The organism is Vibrio proteolyticus NBRC 13287, from assembly GCF_000467125.1.
Taxonomy (GTDB): Bacteria; Pseudomonadota; Gammaproteobacteria; order Enterobacterales; family Vibrionaceae; genus Vibrio; species Vibrio proteolyticus.
In genome coordinates this window covers 17,082-32,502 of the sequence record NZ_BATJ01000023.1, presented here as the reverse complement: position 1 = coordinate 32,502, position 15,421 = coordinate 17,082, and the positions used below count along the sequence as shown (strand labels likewise).

The following is a 15,421-nucleotide window of genomic DNA, read 5'->3' as shown; positions in this document are numbered from 1 at the left end:
TAGAGAACAGGAGCGCAGAGTAATGTGATGTGCGTCGAAAGTCAACTTTTGGACGTCTAAACGCCCAGACTTTTAAATGTCCTTATTCAGTCAGGCGCGTATGCCTGATTCTACGCAGAGCGGCCTGCCGATCTGCAGGGCAGGCCGCAAAGGAAGTCATCTTGATTACTCGGAATGAGTCTGATGCCTGACGTGTTGGGCGGACAGCGGTTCATTCATGCTTTCGCCATTCACAACCTGAGTAACCCCTTTTGCCCGCGCAGAAAGTGGCCAAAAAGTTAACTGAATATCCAGTAGCTTATCGGGTTATCCGGGCACTGATACGGACCGCATTCTGCAAAGGTGGCAATGACGTTCAGAGCGACGGCCGCCAGAGCCAGCAGGCAAACAAATCGACCCACAGTGCTCATGTGATAGCGGGCGTCTTGCCACTCCTCTTTCCACATCATCAATAACAGGGCGACGGCCAAAATAGTGGCAGCGAACAGCACGAATGCCCAGGTGTAATAGTGCATGCCAAAAATCGGACTGCCGTAGCCCGGGGTGCCGGGAATAACATGCAATGAGACTTGTCTTAATGCCGTCGCGGCACCGAACAGAGCGCCAATCAGTATCACCCCGTAATGTTTTTGCTGCGGACCATAAACCACATTCAAAAGGAAACCAAACATAACCATGGCGAAGCCGATACGCTGCAACAAGCACAGCGGGCAGGGCAGTTCGTTCCAGGCAAACTGGAGTACGAAGCCAATCATCAATACGACGGTAATGCCAAGCAAACCGAGCGTATTTAGCAGCGTGACGTGAGTTCGATTCATTCTGATGCTCCTTACAGCAAGATGGCTAATGCATCGGTGGCGTGGTGGTGGAACCAATATAGGCCGGCAATCACAGAAAGTGTGAAAACCGCGTAACCAAGCGACTTTTTGTTGCAGAACGCACAGAGCATAGCGATGAACAACAAGAGGAAAAGCAAACTCATCATGATAGTGACCTTACAGGTAAGTGATAATTATTGTTAACTATAGGCAAGTATTTGCACTCGTCTGTAGTGGATCTGGGGATAATGCAGCCCATAAACGAGTGGCAAATATGCAACGTGAGATTGCTTCATGTCTGGGAATCAAGGATGTGGTGCGTGGTGCGCGGTCTAACCGCCATCGTGATTCCATATCGAGAGTATGGTGTATAACGCCGAATACAGCATTGAATAGTGATGATTTTTTGCAGAACTGACGGATCGGATGCTACATATTTAGGTGGCATTCGCTAACAAAAGGACAATGATAATGAACAACAAGCTTCTGCTCATCGCTTTCTCTGTCTTCTCTACGTCAGCACTGGCGGCCGATTTGACGGTTGATATGACGGATTTGGCCACCGGGAAAAGCGCCGGTACGATTGAAATCTCCCAAAATCAGTATGGCAGTGTGTTCACGCCTGCATTGAAAGGTTTGACCCCAGGTCTGCATGGTTTTCACATTCATGTTAATCCGTCTTGTGACACCAGTACCAAAGACGATAAAACAGTGCTAGGGGGAGCGGCCGGAGGGCACTACGATCCCGCAAATACCGGACAGCACGGCACGCCATGGGGTGACAACAACCACCTCGGGGATTTGCCGCCGATTTACGCGGATTCGAATGGCGATGTCGTCCAGCCGGTGATGGCGCCGCGTGTCGAACTGGCTGACTTGCCGGGGAGAGCGTTGATGATTCACGCTGGTGGTGATAATCATTCTGACAGCCCAAACCCGCTTGGTGGTGGCGGTGCCAGAGTGATTTGCGGGGTTATCAAGTAGCTGCTCTGTTTCGGTCGCAAGCCCCTGACTAACCGTCTGTTAGTCAGGGGCTTTTTGTTTTTTGGTTCAAAGGTGAAATGCAAGTTAGATAGTTGTTAATTACGTGTTAAGTCGTGACTCTGTTCACTGAATTCAACACTGACATAAGCCGAACACGTGAGAAAGTGGTCTACTAACTGTGTCAAATGGGCATAAGAAATAACAATAACGAATAAAACAAAACGTTAGGAGATCACGATGCAACCTTCAACTACACAACATCAGACGGCACCGGCTTTAACCGCATTACTGGATGCAGACTACCGTTTCAACTACCAGGAACTCCTGGCTCAGGTAGAACTGGCTGACAAACCGTTGTCTCTGGCGACCATTCGCTTTATGCTGGAAAAAGTCGAACTGAACGGTGATGAGATCAAACAACTGGCACAGTTTGATCAGGAAACATATTCGAGGCGACGTCTTTTTCGCAATGATCATTGTGAAGTATTGATCTTGAGTTGGCTCAATGGTCAACGGAGTAAAATACATGATCACATTGGCAGTGCTTGCGGGGTTAAAGTATTGCATGGTCAGGCGACAGAAACCTTGTTTAAGCCAGCAGCGAATGGCCATATTTACGCCACTCAGTCGAATCACTATCCAAGCGGTGAAGTGACAGTCAGTCACGACAGTGATATTCATCAGATATCCAACTTACAAGGTGGGGATGAACCCTTAGTGACGTTACACATCTACTCTCCGCCCCTGAAGCAGTTTTATCTCTATCAACTCGAAAGCGGGACGGCTGAGTTGTTGGATCTTCAGCATGACTCCTGGTTTTATGAGATATGAAAATAATAGATAAATCAATCTGTTCTAGGCGGCAAAGGGTAGAAGACTAATTTTGCTCGACTGGCATAGAAAAAACGGCGGTCCTCAGGGACTGCCGTTTTAATCAGCGCACACCGCGATCACGCAGAATCATGTGGATTTCATGCAATGTATCAAGCTGGCGGCGTTCAAACTCTGTCGGCTGCTCCGCTTTGATGATCGTGGTGAAACCGATCATAATGGAGGCAAAACCGAGCAGCAGAGTTACGGCGTTCATTTGACCTTCGGCGAAGTACCACAATGCGGCTAATGACAGAGCGGCAATGCAGGCGCAGAACAGTTTAACCAGCAAGCTGTTTTTCCTTTTTCTCTCTCTACGCAAATTGTCTCGACGTTGTCTTTCCTCCTGTAGTAACTCTTCTATATTGCATTGAATCAATAATTTATACTTGGTTGATTGGTCATTAATGTGCACATCGCCATTGATGTCGCGTGCCTTAAAATCTCTCATCACGTCACCTCATCACGGGATTTACCGCAAACAATAACTGTATATTTATACAGTTTCAAGTGAGTGCATACTGAGGGTGTGAGTCGGGTTCGACAAAATCGGTTATCGTGACCAAAATACCTGCAACCGATGTAAGAAAAAGCCAGCGAAAGGCTGGCTTAAGTCAGGTCGGAGTATTTAGTTCTGGTGGGTAAACGGTCCGGCAGTGGTCGCTCCAATTTCATTGCCTGCTGTATCGTACCGGCGAGAGGTAACGAAATATTGGTATGTGGCCCCCTTTGAACCGTTGAACGAGTAGGAATGGGTGGTGGTTAGCGCAGAATTGACATAGCTCCCGCAACAGGTGAAAGTGACCTCAGTGGTTGACGCGACATCGGTGGTCCAGAAAATCCGGAATTTTACACCTTTGAGTTTTTCACTACCGACGGATGAAATAAGGGGGCCGTCGGTGTTGTTTTCCTGCGATTCGTTGCCGCCCCCACACTGCGTTTCATCCAGTCCGACTTCGGCCCACGCTTCAATCACTGATGTCAGGATAGCGTCGTCGGCAAAGGCCAAAGTGGCTGCTCTTGCATCACAGAACCGGGCATCCGGCGTAAGTGAGGTAAACGCATCGTAAACCAGTTCAACGGCGGTTTGCTGGCCAACGCCAATCACCCCTTGTCCTTGAAAATCTGGATTAGCGTTCACTCCGCCCTCAGAGAGTAGGTAAAACCAGTGGTTGATAATGCCACTGTTAATGTGGACACCGCCATTGTCACCGCTGCCTGTGTAGCGCTGCGCATAGTGTGACGGGTCGCCGTCAGCATTAGGATCTGCCATGTTCCGGATTCCATCGTCATAAAGCATGATGTCTTCGCCTATGGTCCAGTTACCGCTGTTGTTGGCAAATTCCAGGCTGGTGCCCATGATATCGGAGAACGCTTCATTGAGCGCACCAGATTCGTTCTGGTAGATAAGGTTACTGGTCGCTTCGGTAATACCATGTGCCAGTTCATGCCCGACGACATCCAGATCTCCGGACATATTGGTAAATGAGATCCCGTCTCCGTCACCATAAGCCATTTGACTGCCATTCCAGAAAGCGTTGTTGTAGTTCCGCTTGACGTGCGCTGACGAACGGATGCCCTGAGGATAATAGTCGAGCCAGTCAAAATTAAAGTGAGTGAGGAAGTACTTGTCTGCAAGATGCGCATAATAGTGTGCGTCCACCAGAGCGGCTTGTCCCGGGGATGTGCGTCCGGCTCTGTCCCAGAGGTCGTCATCGTCTGTGGCGATTGAACCGGGCAGGCGTGTTTTCCCGCCGGCGTCGTAAGTTGACAGTCTTGGCGCGGTCATTTCGAAGCGTCCCCGGTTGTAATCCGTCAGTCCTGATAAATCTCGCGATTGTCCCCAGACTCCAATCCCACTGCCGGTGGTTAGGGCATTGTAAGCATTATTTATCACGCCTGTGTCGGCATCGATCCAATGGATCCAACGGCTGTCATCACGGCGATTTTCTGTGATATAAAAATAGCGGCCGTCACGAGGATGTAAAGCGAGTGTGACCTTCCATGTGCCTTTGCCTCCGACTTTCATCATGGCAATCCCTTTGGCCGCGGCGGCGCTTATTCGTACGTCATTGGTCGCCATAATGCCGGGATAATGTTTACCGATGACGAACAGCGTTTGCCCGCTTGCTGTGGTGATTGTCGTGAGCTGTGCGCCCCATACTTCAGCTAGGCCAACAAATTGCTGATAACGTTTAGCTTGATGACCGGGCTTTGCGAGGTTAACCATCTTGATAGGGTGCACATCAACTGGCAGGGTGAATGATTTGGCCGGATTATGGTGAATCTGAATACGACTGGGGGCACTGGAAGGTAATGCATAAATGGTGCTTGAAACTGTCGCCATTATGGCGAATGCAACGGACTTGAGGCGCATCGGCTCTCTCCCTGTCATCACTTCACTCTGGCGGTGAATGCACTCGGTTGTATTTCAACTGACGACGAGATAAGTGTAGTGGGGCATATCCATGCCCTCAAGTAGCCAATAGCGTCGGTTTTTTCTCAGGCCGGTGGAACGGATTGTGTATCCTGTACTTAGTCACTGATTTCAAATCGGTTTCTGCCGTTGTTTTTCGCTTTGTACAACGCACTATCGGCGTTGGAGAACAGAGCTTTCCAGGACACTTTCAGCTCTGAGGCTTTCACGCTTGCCGCGCCAAGAGAGATGGTCACTTTGATGGATTCATCCTCGAGTTCAATAATTTCGGACGCGACAGCAGAGCGCAATCTTTCGAGAGTTTTAGCCGTTTGCCATTTGTCTTTGCTTTGCAGCAGTAAGACAAACTCTTCACCGCCCCAACGAACTAATACGTCTTCGGGGCGTATGGCATTTTTTAGTGCTTTCGCGACACCCTGAAGCACCTTGTCTCCGGCTTCGTGTCCATACTGATCGTTGACACCTTTGAAGAAATCGATATCGATGACAGCCAGTGCATATGGATGTTCAAATGGTTTGGCGTGAAAAGCTTTCAGCCATTTTTCCAGATAGCGCCGGTTGTTCAGTTTAGTCAGTGAATCACGAGTGTTTTCATTCTCTAACTCGCGATTTATGCGTTTCATTTTAAACAGTCGCTTGGCGGCAACGTAGATAACCAGAGCAAACAATGCCAGGTAAAGAATTTCCCGGGTGCGTTGCGCATTCAGTTTTTCTTCCTGAAGCTGGTTCTTGGCTTCCAGTAGTGCCAGATCCCGCTGATTTAGCTGCTTTTCCAGCGCGTTTTTTTCGCTTAAAAGCTCTTGACCGTAGGCGTCTTTGTAATAATCGCGGCGAATATTGTCTTGTTGACGAAAGTAGAGCAACGCGTTTTGATAGTCCTGTTTGCCCTCATAAGCGTCAATCAGAATGCCCAACACCTCCATTTCCCAAGCCACCTCGCGGGTTTCCGACTGGTGCAAAATGTCGACCACTTTAATGCCGTAGTAAATGCTTTCGTTGTAATTCTGCTTGACCAGGTAGGCCTTGGCTAACGCCTGGAAGCATCCTGCGATTTGCAGTGGAAGGTCTTTTCCATCGGTATCTAAAGCCAGGCATTGTTGACCGATGGCCAGCGCTTCGTCGGCCTGACCAACACCGCTGAGTAATTGGGATAAATTGGAGAGCGTAGTGTATTTCACTTTTTTCGAGCCGGTTTTCTCCGCCTCTTTTTGTGCCAGTGCCATAAACTGTTTGGCTTTGTCGACATCGTTGAGCGCGAAATAGATTGTGCTGGCGTTGGAGTTCATCACGGCTTCAAACAGACTGTTGCCATAGTTGTGACTGTGATAGAGCTTCAGCGCGCGCTCAACATAGTCTCGGGCGCTTTCCCAATCTTCTGACTGCATGTACACCGTCGCAATGTTGTTCAGTGTCATCGTCGACTGAAAACTGTCACCCACTTCAGTCACAAGACTAAACGCTTTCTTGTAGTAGCGCAGGCTGGAAATGATATCGGACCGCTGAATTTTGGCGTTCCCGAGCCATCGGTACGCCCGACCCGCCAAACGCTTATAGCCGATTCCGTTGGCAATACTGACCACTTCGTGCAACAAGACCTGACCTTCGAGAAGCAGATCAGAATCAATCAAATCAATCGCTCGGTTCAGCTTGGCTTCAGCGACGATCCAAGGCATCTCAACCTGCTCACCCAATGCAACTAAATTGGGGGTATGAACATTCCTTAACCCTTCATAACGTTGAAGATTTTTCAGACCAAAATAGTACAACGCTTTTTCGTTTGGAGAGGCGTCTTCGGGTAACACGAGTTGACCCGCTTTGATACTGCCGGGGTGACACATGGTTTCGTAATAAAAATCGAGCATGGGCTGCTCACTCTCGTCTACCAGATCGTTCAGATAGCTGTAACGAGGCTGTGCAGTCGCCATTGTTATGCCACTGATGAGCAGAACAAAACCTAAGGTCGCAACGGTCGGAAACTTGAGAGACATAGCAGACTAAAAGAGTAAAAACTCAACAGAGAGCAAAGGGAGAACAGTTTAACATTCTTATAAACATATTTGACAGCCATTGATAATAAAACAGACAGGGGGCTATTAAAATTCCATCAAGATTCCAGTTCAAAATACTCGATTTTCAATCTTAAGATTGGTTTTTGAGATCTTACTTCCAGTCTTTGTTGTCGCTTTTCTCTTGGCAATATGCAATCTACATATTCACTGGATAATTAGTTAAAAAGACTAAGGTTTTGGTGAGATAGTAGCCAATGACTCTTGGTATATTTTATCAGTCTATTTCTAATACTAATATCGAGAGTCACTATGGGTGTTACGATCAACGCAAACGGCTTGAGTGTCGTGCACAAAGGGTCTGGGGGCGAAGCCAATGCGACGTTGCCGGATGTGTGCCTGACAACGGTGGGCAACTCGGTTGTCCCTATTCCGTACGGAAACAACGCAAAATCCGCCGATCTGGCAGACGGTTCCACCACCGTAGCTGCAGACGGTGGCAACAGCATTGCAATTAAAGGCAGTAAATTTGCCAAAAGTACGGGTGACGCAGGCGGTGACAAAAAAGGCGTAGCATCCGGCACCATTGAATCTGAAGCAGAGTTTATCTCCGCCTCTCCTACCGTCAAAATCGAAGGCAAAGGCGTTTGCCGCCTCTCTGATCAGATGACCATGAACAAAGCCAACACCATGTGTTTGGGAGGCGCTCAGAACCCGTCTGTAACGGTAACGGAAGATCAGGAAGGTACGTATACGGTAGACCTCTTCCTTTCCTATTCGGACGGCGACCCTGTCCAGGGGGCTACATACAAGCTCACGGACCAAGATGGTGGTGTTTTTGAGGGCAAGTTAGACAACTCAGGTAAAGCAACAGTAAGTGGTGTGGCGCCAGGTGAGTTCTCGGTTGAATATGGTGAAGACAGCCGTGAGTTTACGCCAAATGAACCGACGCAAACTAACCCTAATTTCAACCCGAATGCCAATGCTCAACTTATCATTGAGGAAGCGAAGCGAGGAGAAGTAGGTTTTTGGGAGAATGCCTGGAAACGCATGTCGGGTGCCGCGAGTTGGATATGGGGAGTCATTCTGGGAGATTTCAACGATGACGCATCCGTTGAGCAGATTATAGCCAACACGGCGTTGACGATGATTCCAGTAGTTGACCAGGTTGCGGACGTACGCGATTTGTCTGCAAACGTGATGACTCTGCTAAGTGAAGAGGAACGAGATAAACCAGAAAATTGGTTGGCTCTTTCATTGACCTTGATAGGGTGCATTCCAACATTTGGCAGTGCTGTTAAAGGGACTTGTAAAGTTGCTATGAAAGGCGGTAAAGCAACCTCGAAAGACTCTCTTTTAGCAGTATTACGAGGCTTAGGAAAAGGCGATCCAGAAAAGTTTTTGCGCACTCTTGATTGGATGGACTACGCAAAACAAGCCAGTGATATTATTTCAGATGTACTCAAACCATGTATTGAAGTTGCGACAGAGTTGGCTTCTTACGCTAATCGTATGGGAGCTGATGAGCTTGGTGCATATTTCCTAAAGCTAGCCGATGAAGTGAAAATCATCGATAAAATGGTGCCGGATAAGCTGAAAGAAGCCATGGGAGAATTTGATGATCTGTTCGCACGGATATTAGGAAAGAGTGAGAAAACGTATCCGGCAAAAGTTAAACATGATACTGGAAAGTCAGCCCAATCTGGAAAGAGTGACGATAAAACAAGTGAGAAGAAAGATAATAAGCCTATACGTTGCAAAATTTGCCGGCGTATCGCGGGAAAGAGCCAAGGTCAATGCTCAGAAGCCCTCAAAATGAAATAGGATCAATTTATGGGAATTAGAGAAAATGAAGGTAGGTATGTTCGCTCGAGAAGCTTGAGGGACTCTGCAGTCAAAAGAAAACATCCTCTGAACTTCATGAGTAGAGCGGTTGCATCACATCATATTATATCTTGTGAAGCTACAAGAAGATTATCAAGCTATCGAAGAAAACAAATTACGTATAAAGGTTATGATGTGAATCATACATGGAATCTAGTTATTCTTCCAATGGAAGATAGGATTTCTTGTCACTATCGAATTCCGTTACACAAATCTGGGCACAAAGACGAAGCCATTATTACTCATTACGAAAAGTCACTTGGGATGTCTATTTCAGGGTTGAGAGGTGAGCTCGAAACTGAAGCTAGTAAAGAAAGTGATACTCACAAGCAGAAAATATTGGAAGATGATATTGGTGTTATCGATGTATTAAATGGTTATCATAAGATAGTTGGAGTTAAACTTGCTAGAGCTCTTAAAGGTTTAACATGTAAAACTAATAAAGAAGAATACTCTGAAACTTTAGATGACTTATCAATTGAGATCTTGGGGGAAATTAGTAGAGATAAACTACTTCTAATACATAGGGGTAAACATTTTGCGAAAGGTGCTAGTGGTTGTGAAGACTGTCAAGAACCAGGAGCCAGAACTAAAAGAAAACATTTTGGACCTTTGGATAATGCTCCTAAAAAAAGTAAAGTAAAAAAATTTTGTTATATTGGGAATAGGCTGAAAACAGTCAAAGAACAAAAATGAATGGATTATAAGACATGAACTTATCGATAATCACTGAAAACTACTTCACATCTAAAGTTAACTTAACACCTGTCGATCATAGGGAGTCTTTATACAGCACTAATAATTATTATCCAACGTCTGCGAAATATCCCATAGTTTGGGAAGATCTAGAGGGTGGAAGTATAAAAAATGTTAGTCCTATTGTTGATTCTGGTGATCTATCTGTAAGTGAAGAGTTTGCTGAAAAGGTTATGAGCTTTGACCCATATGGTGTGGAATTTTACCCATCCAAGTTGAAGTTATATGATGGAAATATAGAGAAAAGATACTTATTAGCAGTGAATAATGTTATTGATGTGATTGACGAAAGTAAATCTGATATTGAAATTTCACCAAGAAGTGGTAAGAAAATTGTTCACTCTTTATATATTTCTGAGGATAAACTAAAAAATATACCTTTGAATAAACGAGTGGTGTTTAGAGTTAGTGGCATTGAAACGGCAATGTTTTTTTGTGAAGAGTTATTTGATGTAGTAGCTTTTGAATCAAAGTTTAATGGGTTGAGAAAGTCCAAGTTTAATATAAAAGACATAGCACCAAAATTCTGAGGTTTACGCGATGAAAGATCAATATATATTATTGTCAAAGCAAAATTTTACTATTTTCCCATTTCAGCAAACCCCAACACCAATAGTTCCAGTAGAACCTGATTTACTTTTAGAAATGACTTTTTCCCCAAAGCTGTTCATTATTAGTGATATTGCATCACAGATAGAGCAGCTAGTACAGCATGGTGTGGAATGGTTGGATGCCCGTGTGGATTGCTCTCCAAGTCAGCCTTCAGATGATCAAATTAAGGTATATGAAGACTATCGCATGCCTTATATTCATCAGACTTACAAACTTACTGATCATGAAAAACAGTACGGTAAACTAAATTGGATTGATGTTGAATCGACAGAGTTCGATTTTTCAAAACTAGAAAGTATCCCATTAGAACAACGTTTGATTTTTAAACTCGAAGAAGACTATGGATTAATATTTATTCACCAAAGTGTAATAGATTTATTAAAAAAACATGTAAAAGATGTTTGGGTAAGAGATGTGTAAAAAGCGCCGAAAGGCGCTTTTTTGAATGATGTATTGTATTAAAAAATATTACTACTTCACTAAGTAGTATGGACATTTAACTTTCTCTACATAATTGAGTTGTTTTATCATGGCTATATGATTGCCATAGTATTATGAGCTAAATGTAATTATTAAGTGTTTACGTGGGGCTAAATGGATATATTAACTTACGAAGGTATTGATTGTTTAGTGCATGGTAAAGCTACCGATGATATAAATTCTCTGTTTTTAAAAAATAAAGATCATTATATTAGGAAAATATGGAATGATAAAGATAATATAGCGAGTTTACGATCTCTTAGAAGTCAAAAAATTATTTCTGATTATGACTTATATAGGCTTGCATACAATAAAATAAGCTCATTTAATCCTTTACAATCTGAAAATCCATTGTTTAAGCTGATTGCAGAGCAAGATTCTGATGGAACTTTATTGATATCCGATCCAAATGAAATTCATTACTTGTGTTTTGATGCTCATTTTTATTTTATAAAGGGGATTTTGGATGTCGGCGGTAAAATAGATCAAAATAAATTCTTGATTAGTGCTTTTTCTGGCTATAAAGAGGAATATAAGATCTTTGATTATTTGGTGGGTAATTTTGATTTTGATTCTTCTGCTTTATCTGAGGCGGCGGCATGGCTTGTATACAACGAGCACTATGAAGAAGAGTTGGGTAAAGCTGCATTTAAAAAGATTGTAGATAAAGGCTTGGATATCAATCAAAAATTTTCAGATGAAAGTGAGCTTTCCGAATATGGCTCTTTACTGAGTCTTGTTTTTTCAGAGCAACCTATTGTTTTTATTTCTTGGTTGGATGGTACTCCGTCGCAAAGTACTATATCCGACTTTCCTTGGGAATTTATAATTTTTGAACATGATATAAATGAAGAACATGTGGAGGCTATTCGATCTTTAATTCAAAAAGGTTATGAGTTACCCCTGCAAGAAATTGCTACATTCTTAAGAGATAAAGATGAAGAAGACTTTGCTGAGTGTGTTGATCATATATCTGTTTGATTTAAATGTTTTTATGTGATTTTATGACATTTACGTGCTGATATCAGGTGGTTTCTGTGACTTGATGTCAGCATGTTGGTTTGTTCAAGTTGAATGTATGTTAGACATTGTCGCTACCCAACTTCACACTTTCTTAAAAAATCATTAATAAACTACTCATCAGTTTGCACTACGTATTACTCCGCTATATCTCTATTTCAATTTGTATTTAATTAAATTAAAACAAGTAGATACTATATGTATGTCAAATGGCTTACGTATATCTACGTAAGCTAATAGTCGAATGGTTTTCTCGCATGCCTACTTAAATGCGTGTTCACGCGCATTTCTCATTTTGCTTTTATCACGCATCTTTATTGTGAATCTAATAAATGTCGAAGTATTCATAGATTTTTAAAATGTAATGCTCGAATGGAACAATAAGCACGAAAGGACGTGAACATGAGTGTGATTCAACAATCGCTGAAGCGAGTCGTAAAAATGACGGCTGCTGCACTGACCTGCGCGCTGTTGGCAACTTCTGCCAATGCTGCTGAAAAAGTGTATCGCCTGAAGCTGGCAGAAACATGGGGACCAAACTTCCCGATCTTTGGTGATACCACCCAAAATATGGCGAAGATGGCGGAAGAAATGTCCAACGGACGTCTGCAAATTCGCATCGATTCTGCCAATAAGCACAAAGCGCCTTTTGGTGTGTTTGATATGGTTAAGTCCGGACAATATGACATGGGCCACTCGGCATCGTATTACTGGAAAGGGAAAGTGCCCAACACGCTTTATTTCACGTCCATGCCGTTCGGTATGTTGCCGACGGAGCAATACGCCTGGTTCTACTATGGCGGTGGCATGGAGTTGATGGAGAAGGTATATGCACCTCATAACATGCTGTCGTTCCCTGGGGGTAACACGGATACTCAGATGGGGGGCTGGTTCCAGAAAGAGATCAAAGCCGTCGATGATTTACAAGGTCTGAAGATGCGTATTCCAGGGTTTGCTGGAGAGGTGCTTGCAGAACTTGGCGCAAAGCCAACCAACATTGCACCGGGTGAGCTTTATACCTCGTTAGAACGGCGCACCATTGATGCTCTGGAATGGGTTGGCCCTTCGCTGGATCTGCGCATGGGGTTCCACAAGATAGCGCCGTATTACTACACCGGTTGGCATGAGCCAGGTACTGAGTTGCAATTCTTAGTCAACAAGCGTACCTGGGACCGACTGCCAGACGATCTGCGCGCGATTTTGCAAGTGGCAATGAAAGCGGCGGCATACGATATGTACACTCAGTCGAAGCACGAAAGCGGCAAAAACTGGGCGACAATCAAAACTGAATACCCTGACGTACAGGTGAAAGATTTCCCGCCAGAAGTCATGGCTGCCTTGCGTGATGCCAATGCCCGCTTGTTGAAAAAACACGCGGACGAGGATCCAATGGCAAAAGAGATCCAACAATCTCAGGCCGACTATCTGGACATGGTGCGTCCTTGGTCTGATATCTCGCATCGTGCGTATCTGAACAGCCAGGCCGCAGTCGGGCAGTAAACAGAGTTGGCGGGCGACATGTCCGCCAATTCTCTCTTTCTTAACCGCACAGTGTCCTTTGGATGTGCTGCGCGGGCATTTCAACATTCCATGGAGTAGGGAATGAGAAATCTAATCTATATCGAAAGAATCTTTAACCGGTTTGGGGATTTTCTCGGCTGGGTCTCCAGTATTCTGTTTATCATCCTGCTGGTCAACGTGGTGTACGACGTGGTCATGCGCTATGTCTTCAATGATGTGTCCATCGCGTTTCAGGAAATGGAATGGCACTTGTTTTCGGCGGTGTTCCTATTGGGCGTGCCGTACGCCATTAAGGCGGGTGGGCATGTGCGGGTTGATATTTTCTATGAACGCCTGTCAAACAAAGCGCAAGCCATTATCGACATATTGGGCACCGTGTTTTTTCTCTTTCCATTCTGCCTGCTGGTGGCGTGGTATGGGGTTGATTTTGCGAAAGAGAGCTATGAGCTGGGCGAGACGTCCGGTGATCCGGGAGGTTTGCCGTATCGCTGGATTATTAAAGGGATGATTCCGTTGTCCTTCTTGTTTATGGCGATCAGCGGTATCGGTTTGGTGCTGCATTCTCTCAATAAGATCGTCAATCCGCGTCTGATTTATCAAACACCGACCGACAAACATTAAAAAGGAACTTCGAGATGATAGGAATTGTCATGTTTTTCGTCGCCCTGTTTGCGCTGTTGTTGGGGTTCCCGGTGGCGTTTACCTTTGGCGGCATCGCGCTGATATTTGGCGTATGGGCTGAAGGTATGGATATGTTTGCCTTCATGCCATATCGCATTCAGTCCATTATGGAAAATACCGTGTTAATGGCGGTCCCATTGTTTGTCTTCATGGGCTTAGTGCTGCAAAAAACCAAACTGGCGGAGCAACTGCTTGAGTCAATGGGGCGATTGTTTGGTGGTGTGCGCGGTGGTATCGCGATTTCGACCGTGTTGGTCGGCGCATTGCTGGCGGCTTCAACGGGCGTCGTGGGGGCATCTGTCGTCGCGATGGGGCTGATCTCATTACCGGTGATGCTAAAGTATCATTACGACAAAGGATTAGCCTGTGGCACCATTTGCGCGTCCGGTACGTTGGGGCAAATTATTCCTCCTTCTATTGTTCTGATTTTGCTTGGGGATGTGCTTGGCGTACCTGTCGGGGATTTGTTTCAGGCGGCCATCTGGCCCGGATTGGTCTTGGTTGGTGCTTATGTGTTGTACATTCTGGTTTATGCCAAATTAAAACCCGATGCGGCACGTGCGTTGGAGCGCGATGAATCCATCAGCCGCCGGGAAGAAGTGACGAAAGCCCTGAAAGCGGTCGTGCCTCCGCTGGCGCTGATTATCGTGGTACTTGGATCCATTTTTGCTGGTGTCGCCACGCCAACCGAATCAGCTGCGCTGGGCGGGGCGGGCGCAATCGTACTGTCGCTGCTTTACAAACAGTTCAGTTGGAAAATGGTGTACGACTCTGCGAAAGAAACCGTCAAAGTTACAGCAATGGTGTTTGCGATTCTGCTTGGGGCAACCGCTTTCTCCATGGCCTTTACTTACACGGGCGGGGATTACCTGGTAGAGGAGTGGATGCTAAACATTCCGGGTGAAAAGTGGGGCTTTTTGATCATCACCATGTTGGTGATTCTGGTACTCGGATTCTTTATCGATTTTGTCGAAATCTGTTTCATTATCGTGCCCATCCTTTCACCGGTTGCAGAGCTGCTGGGCATCAATATGACCTGGTTTGCGATTCTGATTGCCATGAACTTGCAAACGTCGTTTTTAACGCCGCCGTTTGGCTTTAGTTTGTTTTACCTCAAAGGGGTTGCACCAAAAGGGGTGACGACTCAGGACATTTATCGCGGGGTTATGCCGTTTATCCTGATCCAAATTCTGGTGCTCGCTTCATTGCTGGCCTTTCCTCAATTTTACGGAATGGGGTAGATTCAGTCTGTATTTCACACTTTTGTAACAACAAGGTTTCACGTGCGTGATCCGAGTTGCTAAAGTAAAACTGCTCCCTGAACGGTGAGCAGTTTTTTGTGAGGGAAAGGA

The 15,421-nt window shown here is 45.3% G+C and carries 15 protein-coding genes; 10 read left to right on the top strand and 5 right to left on the bottom strand.

All coding sequences use genetic code 11. The features are described from left to right. Window positions 1–278: 278 nt before the first annotated feature. Complete coding sequence (locus VPR01S_RS19450) at window positions 279–818, bottom strand: disulfide bond formation protein B (protein ID WP_021707088.1); 540 nt, start codon at window positions 816–818, stop codon at window positions 279–281. 11 nt (window positions 819–829) lie between these two features. After that, the gene (locus VPR01S_RS23090) at window positions 830–985 is read right to left on the bottom strand and encodes a DUF5993 family protein (protein ID WP_040903170.1); all 156 of its coding nucleotides are present in this window, start codon (window positions 983–985) and stop codon (window positions 830–832) included. A 304-nt stretch (window positions 986–1,289) separates the two neighbouring features. Between VPR01S_RS23090 and VPR01S_RS19440 the strand changes: the two genes are divergently transcribed. Both VPR01S_RS19440 and VPR01S_RS19435 read left to right on the top strand, forming a co-directional pair. Next, on the top strand, window positions 1,290–1,802 hold the full coding sequence (locus VPR01S_RS19440; protein ID WP_021707087.1) for a superoxide dismutase family protein: 513 nt from the start codon (window positions 1,290–1,292) through the stop codon (window positions 1,800–1,802). Between the two features lie 237 nt (window positions 1,803–2,039). Then, on the top strand, window positions 2,040–2,633 hold the full coding sequence (locus VPR01S_RS19435) for a cysteine dioxygenase (protein ID WP_021707086.1): 594 nt from the start codon (window positions 2,040–2,042) through the stop codon (window positions 2,631–2,633). Between the two features lie 103 nt (window positions 2,634–2,736). On the opposite strand, the gene VPR01S_RS22955 is transcribed toward VPR01S_RS19435, so the two are convergent. The 3 genes from VPR01S_RS22955 to VPR01S_RS19420 all read right to left on the bottom strand — a co-directional run bounded on the left by VPR01S_RS22955 (window position 2,737) and on the right by VPR01S_RS19420 (window position 7,034). After that, a complete protein-coding gene (locus VPR01S_RS22955) occupies window positions 2,737–2,964 on the bottom strand; it encodes a hypothetical protein (protein WP_021707085.1) in 228 nt (75 codons plus the stop codon). Window positions 2,965–3,300: 336 nt separating this feature from the next. Continuing rightward, window positions 3,301–5,049, bottom strand: coding sequence for a M4 family metallopeptidase (locus VPR01S_RS19425; protein ID WP_021707084.1), 1,749 nt, complete (start codon window positions 5,047–5,049; stop codon window positions 3,301–3,303). 158 nt (window positions 5,050–5,207) lie between these two features. After that, window positions 5,208–7,034: a tetratricopeptide repeat-containing diguanylate cyclase gene (locus VPR01S_RS19420; RefSeq protein WP_245580804.1), complete on the bottom strand. Its 1,827-nt coding sequence runs from the start codon at window positions 7,032–7,034 to the stop codon at window positions 5,208–5,210. 393 nt (window positions 7,035–7,427) lie between these two features. Here VPR01S_RS19420 and VPR01S_RS19415 point away from each other — a divergent pair, with 393 nt between their 5' ends. The 8 genes from VPR01S_RS19415 (at window position 7,428) to VPR01S_RS19380 (ending at window position 15,310) form a co-directional block, all read left to right on the top strand. Further along, the gene (locus VPR01S_RS19415) at window positions 7,428–8,939 is read left to right on the top strand and encodes a PAAR-like domain-containing protein (protein WP_021707082.1); all 1,512 of its coding nucleotides are present in this window, start codon (window positions 7,428–7,430) and stop codon (window positions 8,937–8,939) included. A gap of 9 nt (window positions 8,940–8,948) precedes the next feature. Next, on the top strand, window positions 8,949–9,695 hold the full coding sequence (locus VPR01S_RS19410) for an AHH domain-containing protein (RefSeq protein ID WP_021707081.1): 747 nt from the start codon (window positions 8,949–8,951) through the stop codon (window positions 9,693–9,695). Between the two features lie 14 nt (window positions 9,696–9,709). Then, on the top strand, window positions 9,710–10,285 hold the full coding sequence (locus VPR01S_RS19405) for an imm11 family protein (RefSeq protein WP_021707080.1): 576 nt from the start codon (window positions 9,710–9,712) through the stop codon (window positions 10,283–10,285). A 10-nt stretch (window positions 10,286–10,295) separates the two neighbouring features. Continuing rightward, on the top strand, window positions 10,296–10,787 hold the full coding sequence (locus VPR01S_RS19400; protein ID WP_021707079.1) for a hypothetical protein: 492 nt from the start codon (window positions 10,296–10,298) through the stop codon (window positions 10,785–10,787). Between the two features lie 174 nt (window positions 10,788–10,961). Beyond that, complete coding sequence (locus tag VPR01S_RS19395; RefSeq protein ID WP_021707078.1) at window positions 10,962–11,828, top strand: hypothetical protein; 867 nt, start codon at window positions 10,962–10,964, stop codon at window positions 11,826–11,828. Between the two features lie 441 nt (window positions 11,829–12,269). Next, entirely contained in the window at window positions 12,270–13,367 is a 1,098-nt protein-coding gene (locus VPR01S_RS19390) for a TRAP transporter substrate-binding protein (protein ID WP_021707077.1), read from the top strand. 102 nt (window positions 13,368–13,469) lie between these two features. Continuing rightward, on the top strand, window positions 13,470–14,009 hold the full coding sequence (locus VPR01S_RS19385; protein ID WP_021707076.1) for a TRAP transporter small permease subunit: 540 nt from the start codon (window positions 13,470–13,472) through the stop codon (window positions 14,007–14,009). Window positions 14,010–14,023: 14 nt separating this feature from the next. Further along, window positions 14,024–15,310 (top strand): TRAP transporter large permease, encoded by a 1,287-nt coding sequence (locus VPR01S_RS19380; RefSeq protein WP_021707075.1) that lies wholly within the window; start codon window positions 14,024–14,026, stop codon window positions 15,308–15,310. The last annotated feature ends 111 nt before the right edge of the window (window positions 15,311–15,421 follow it).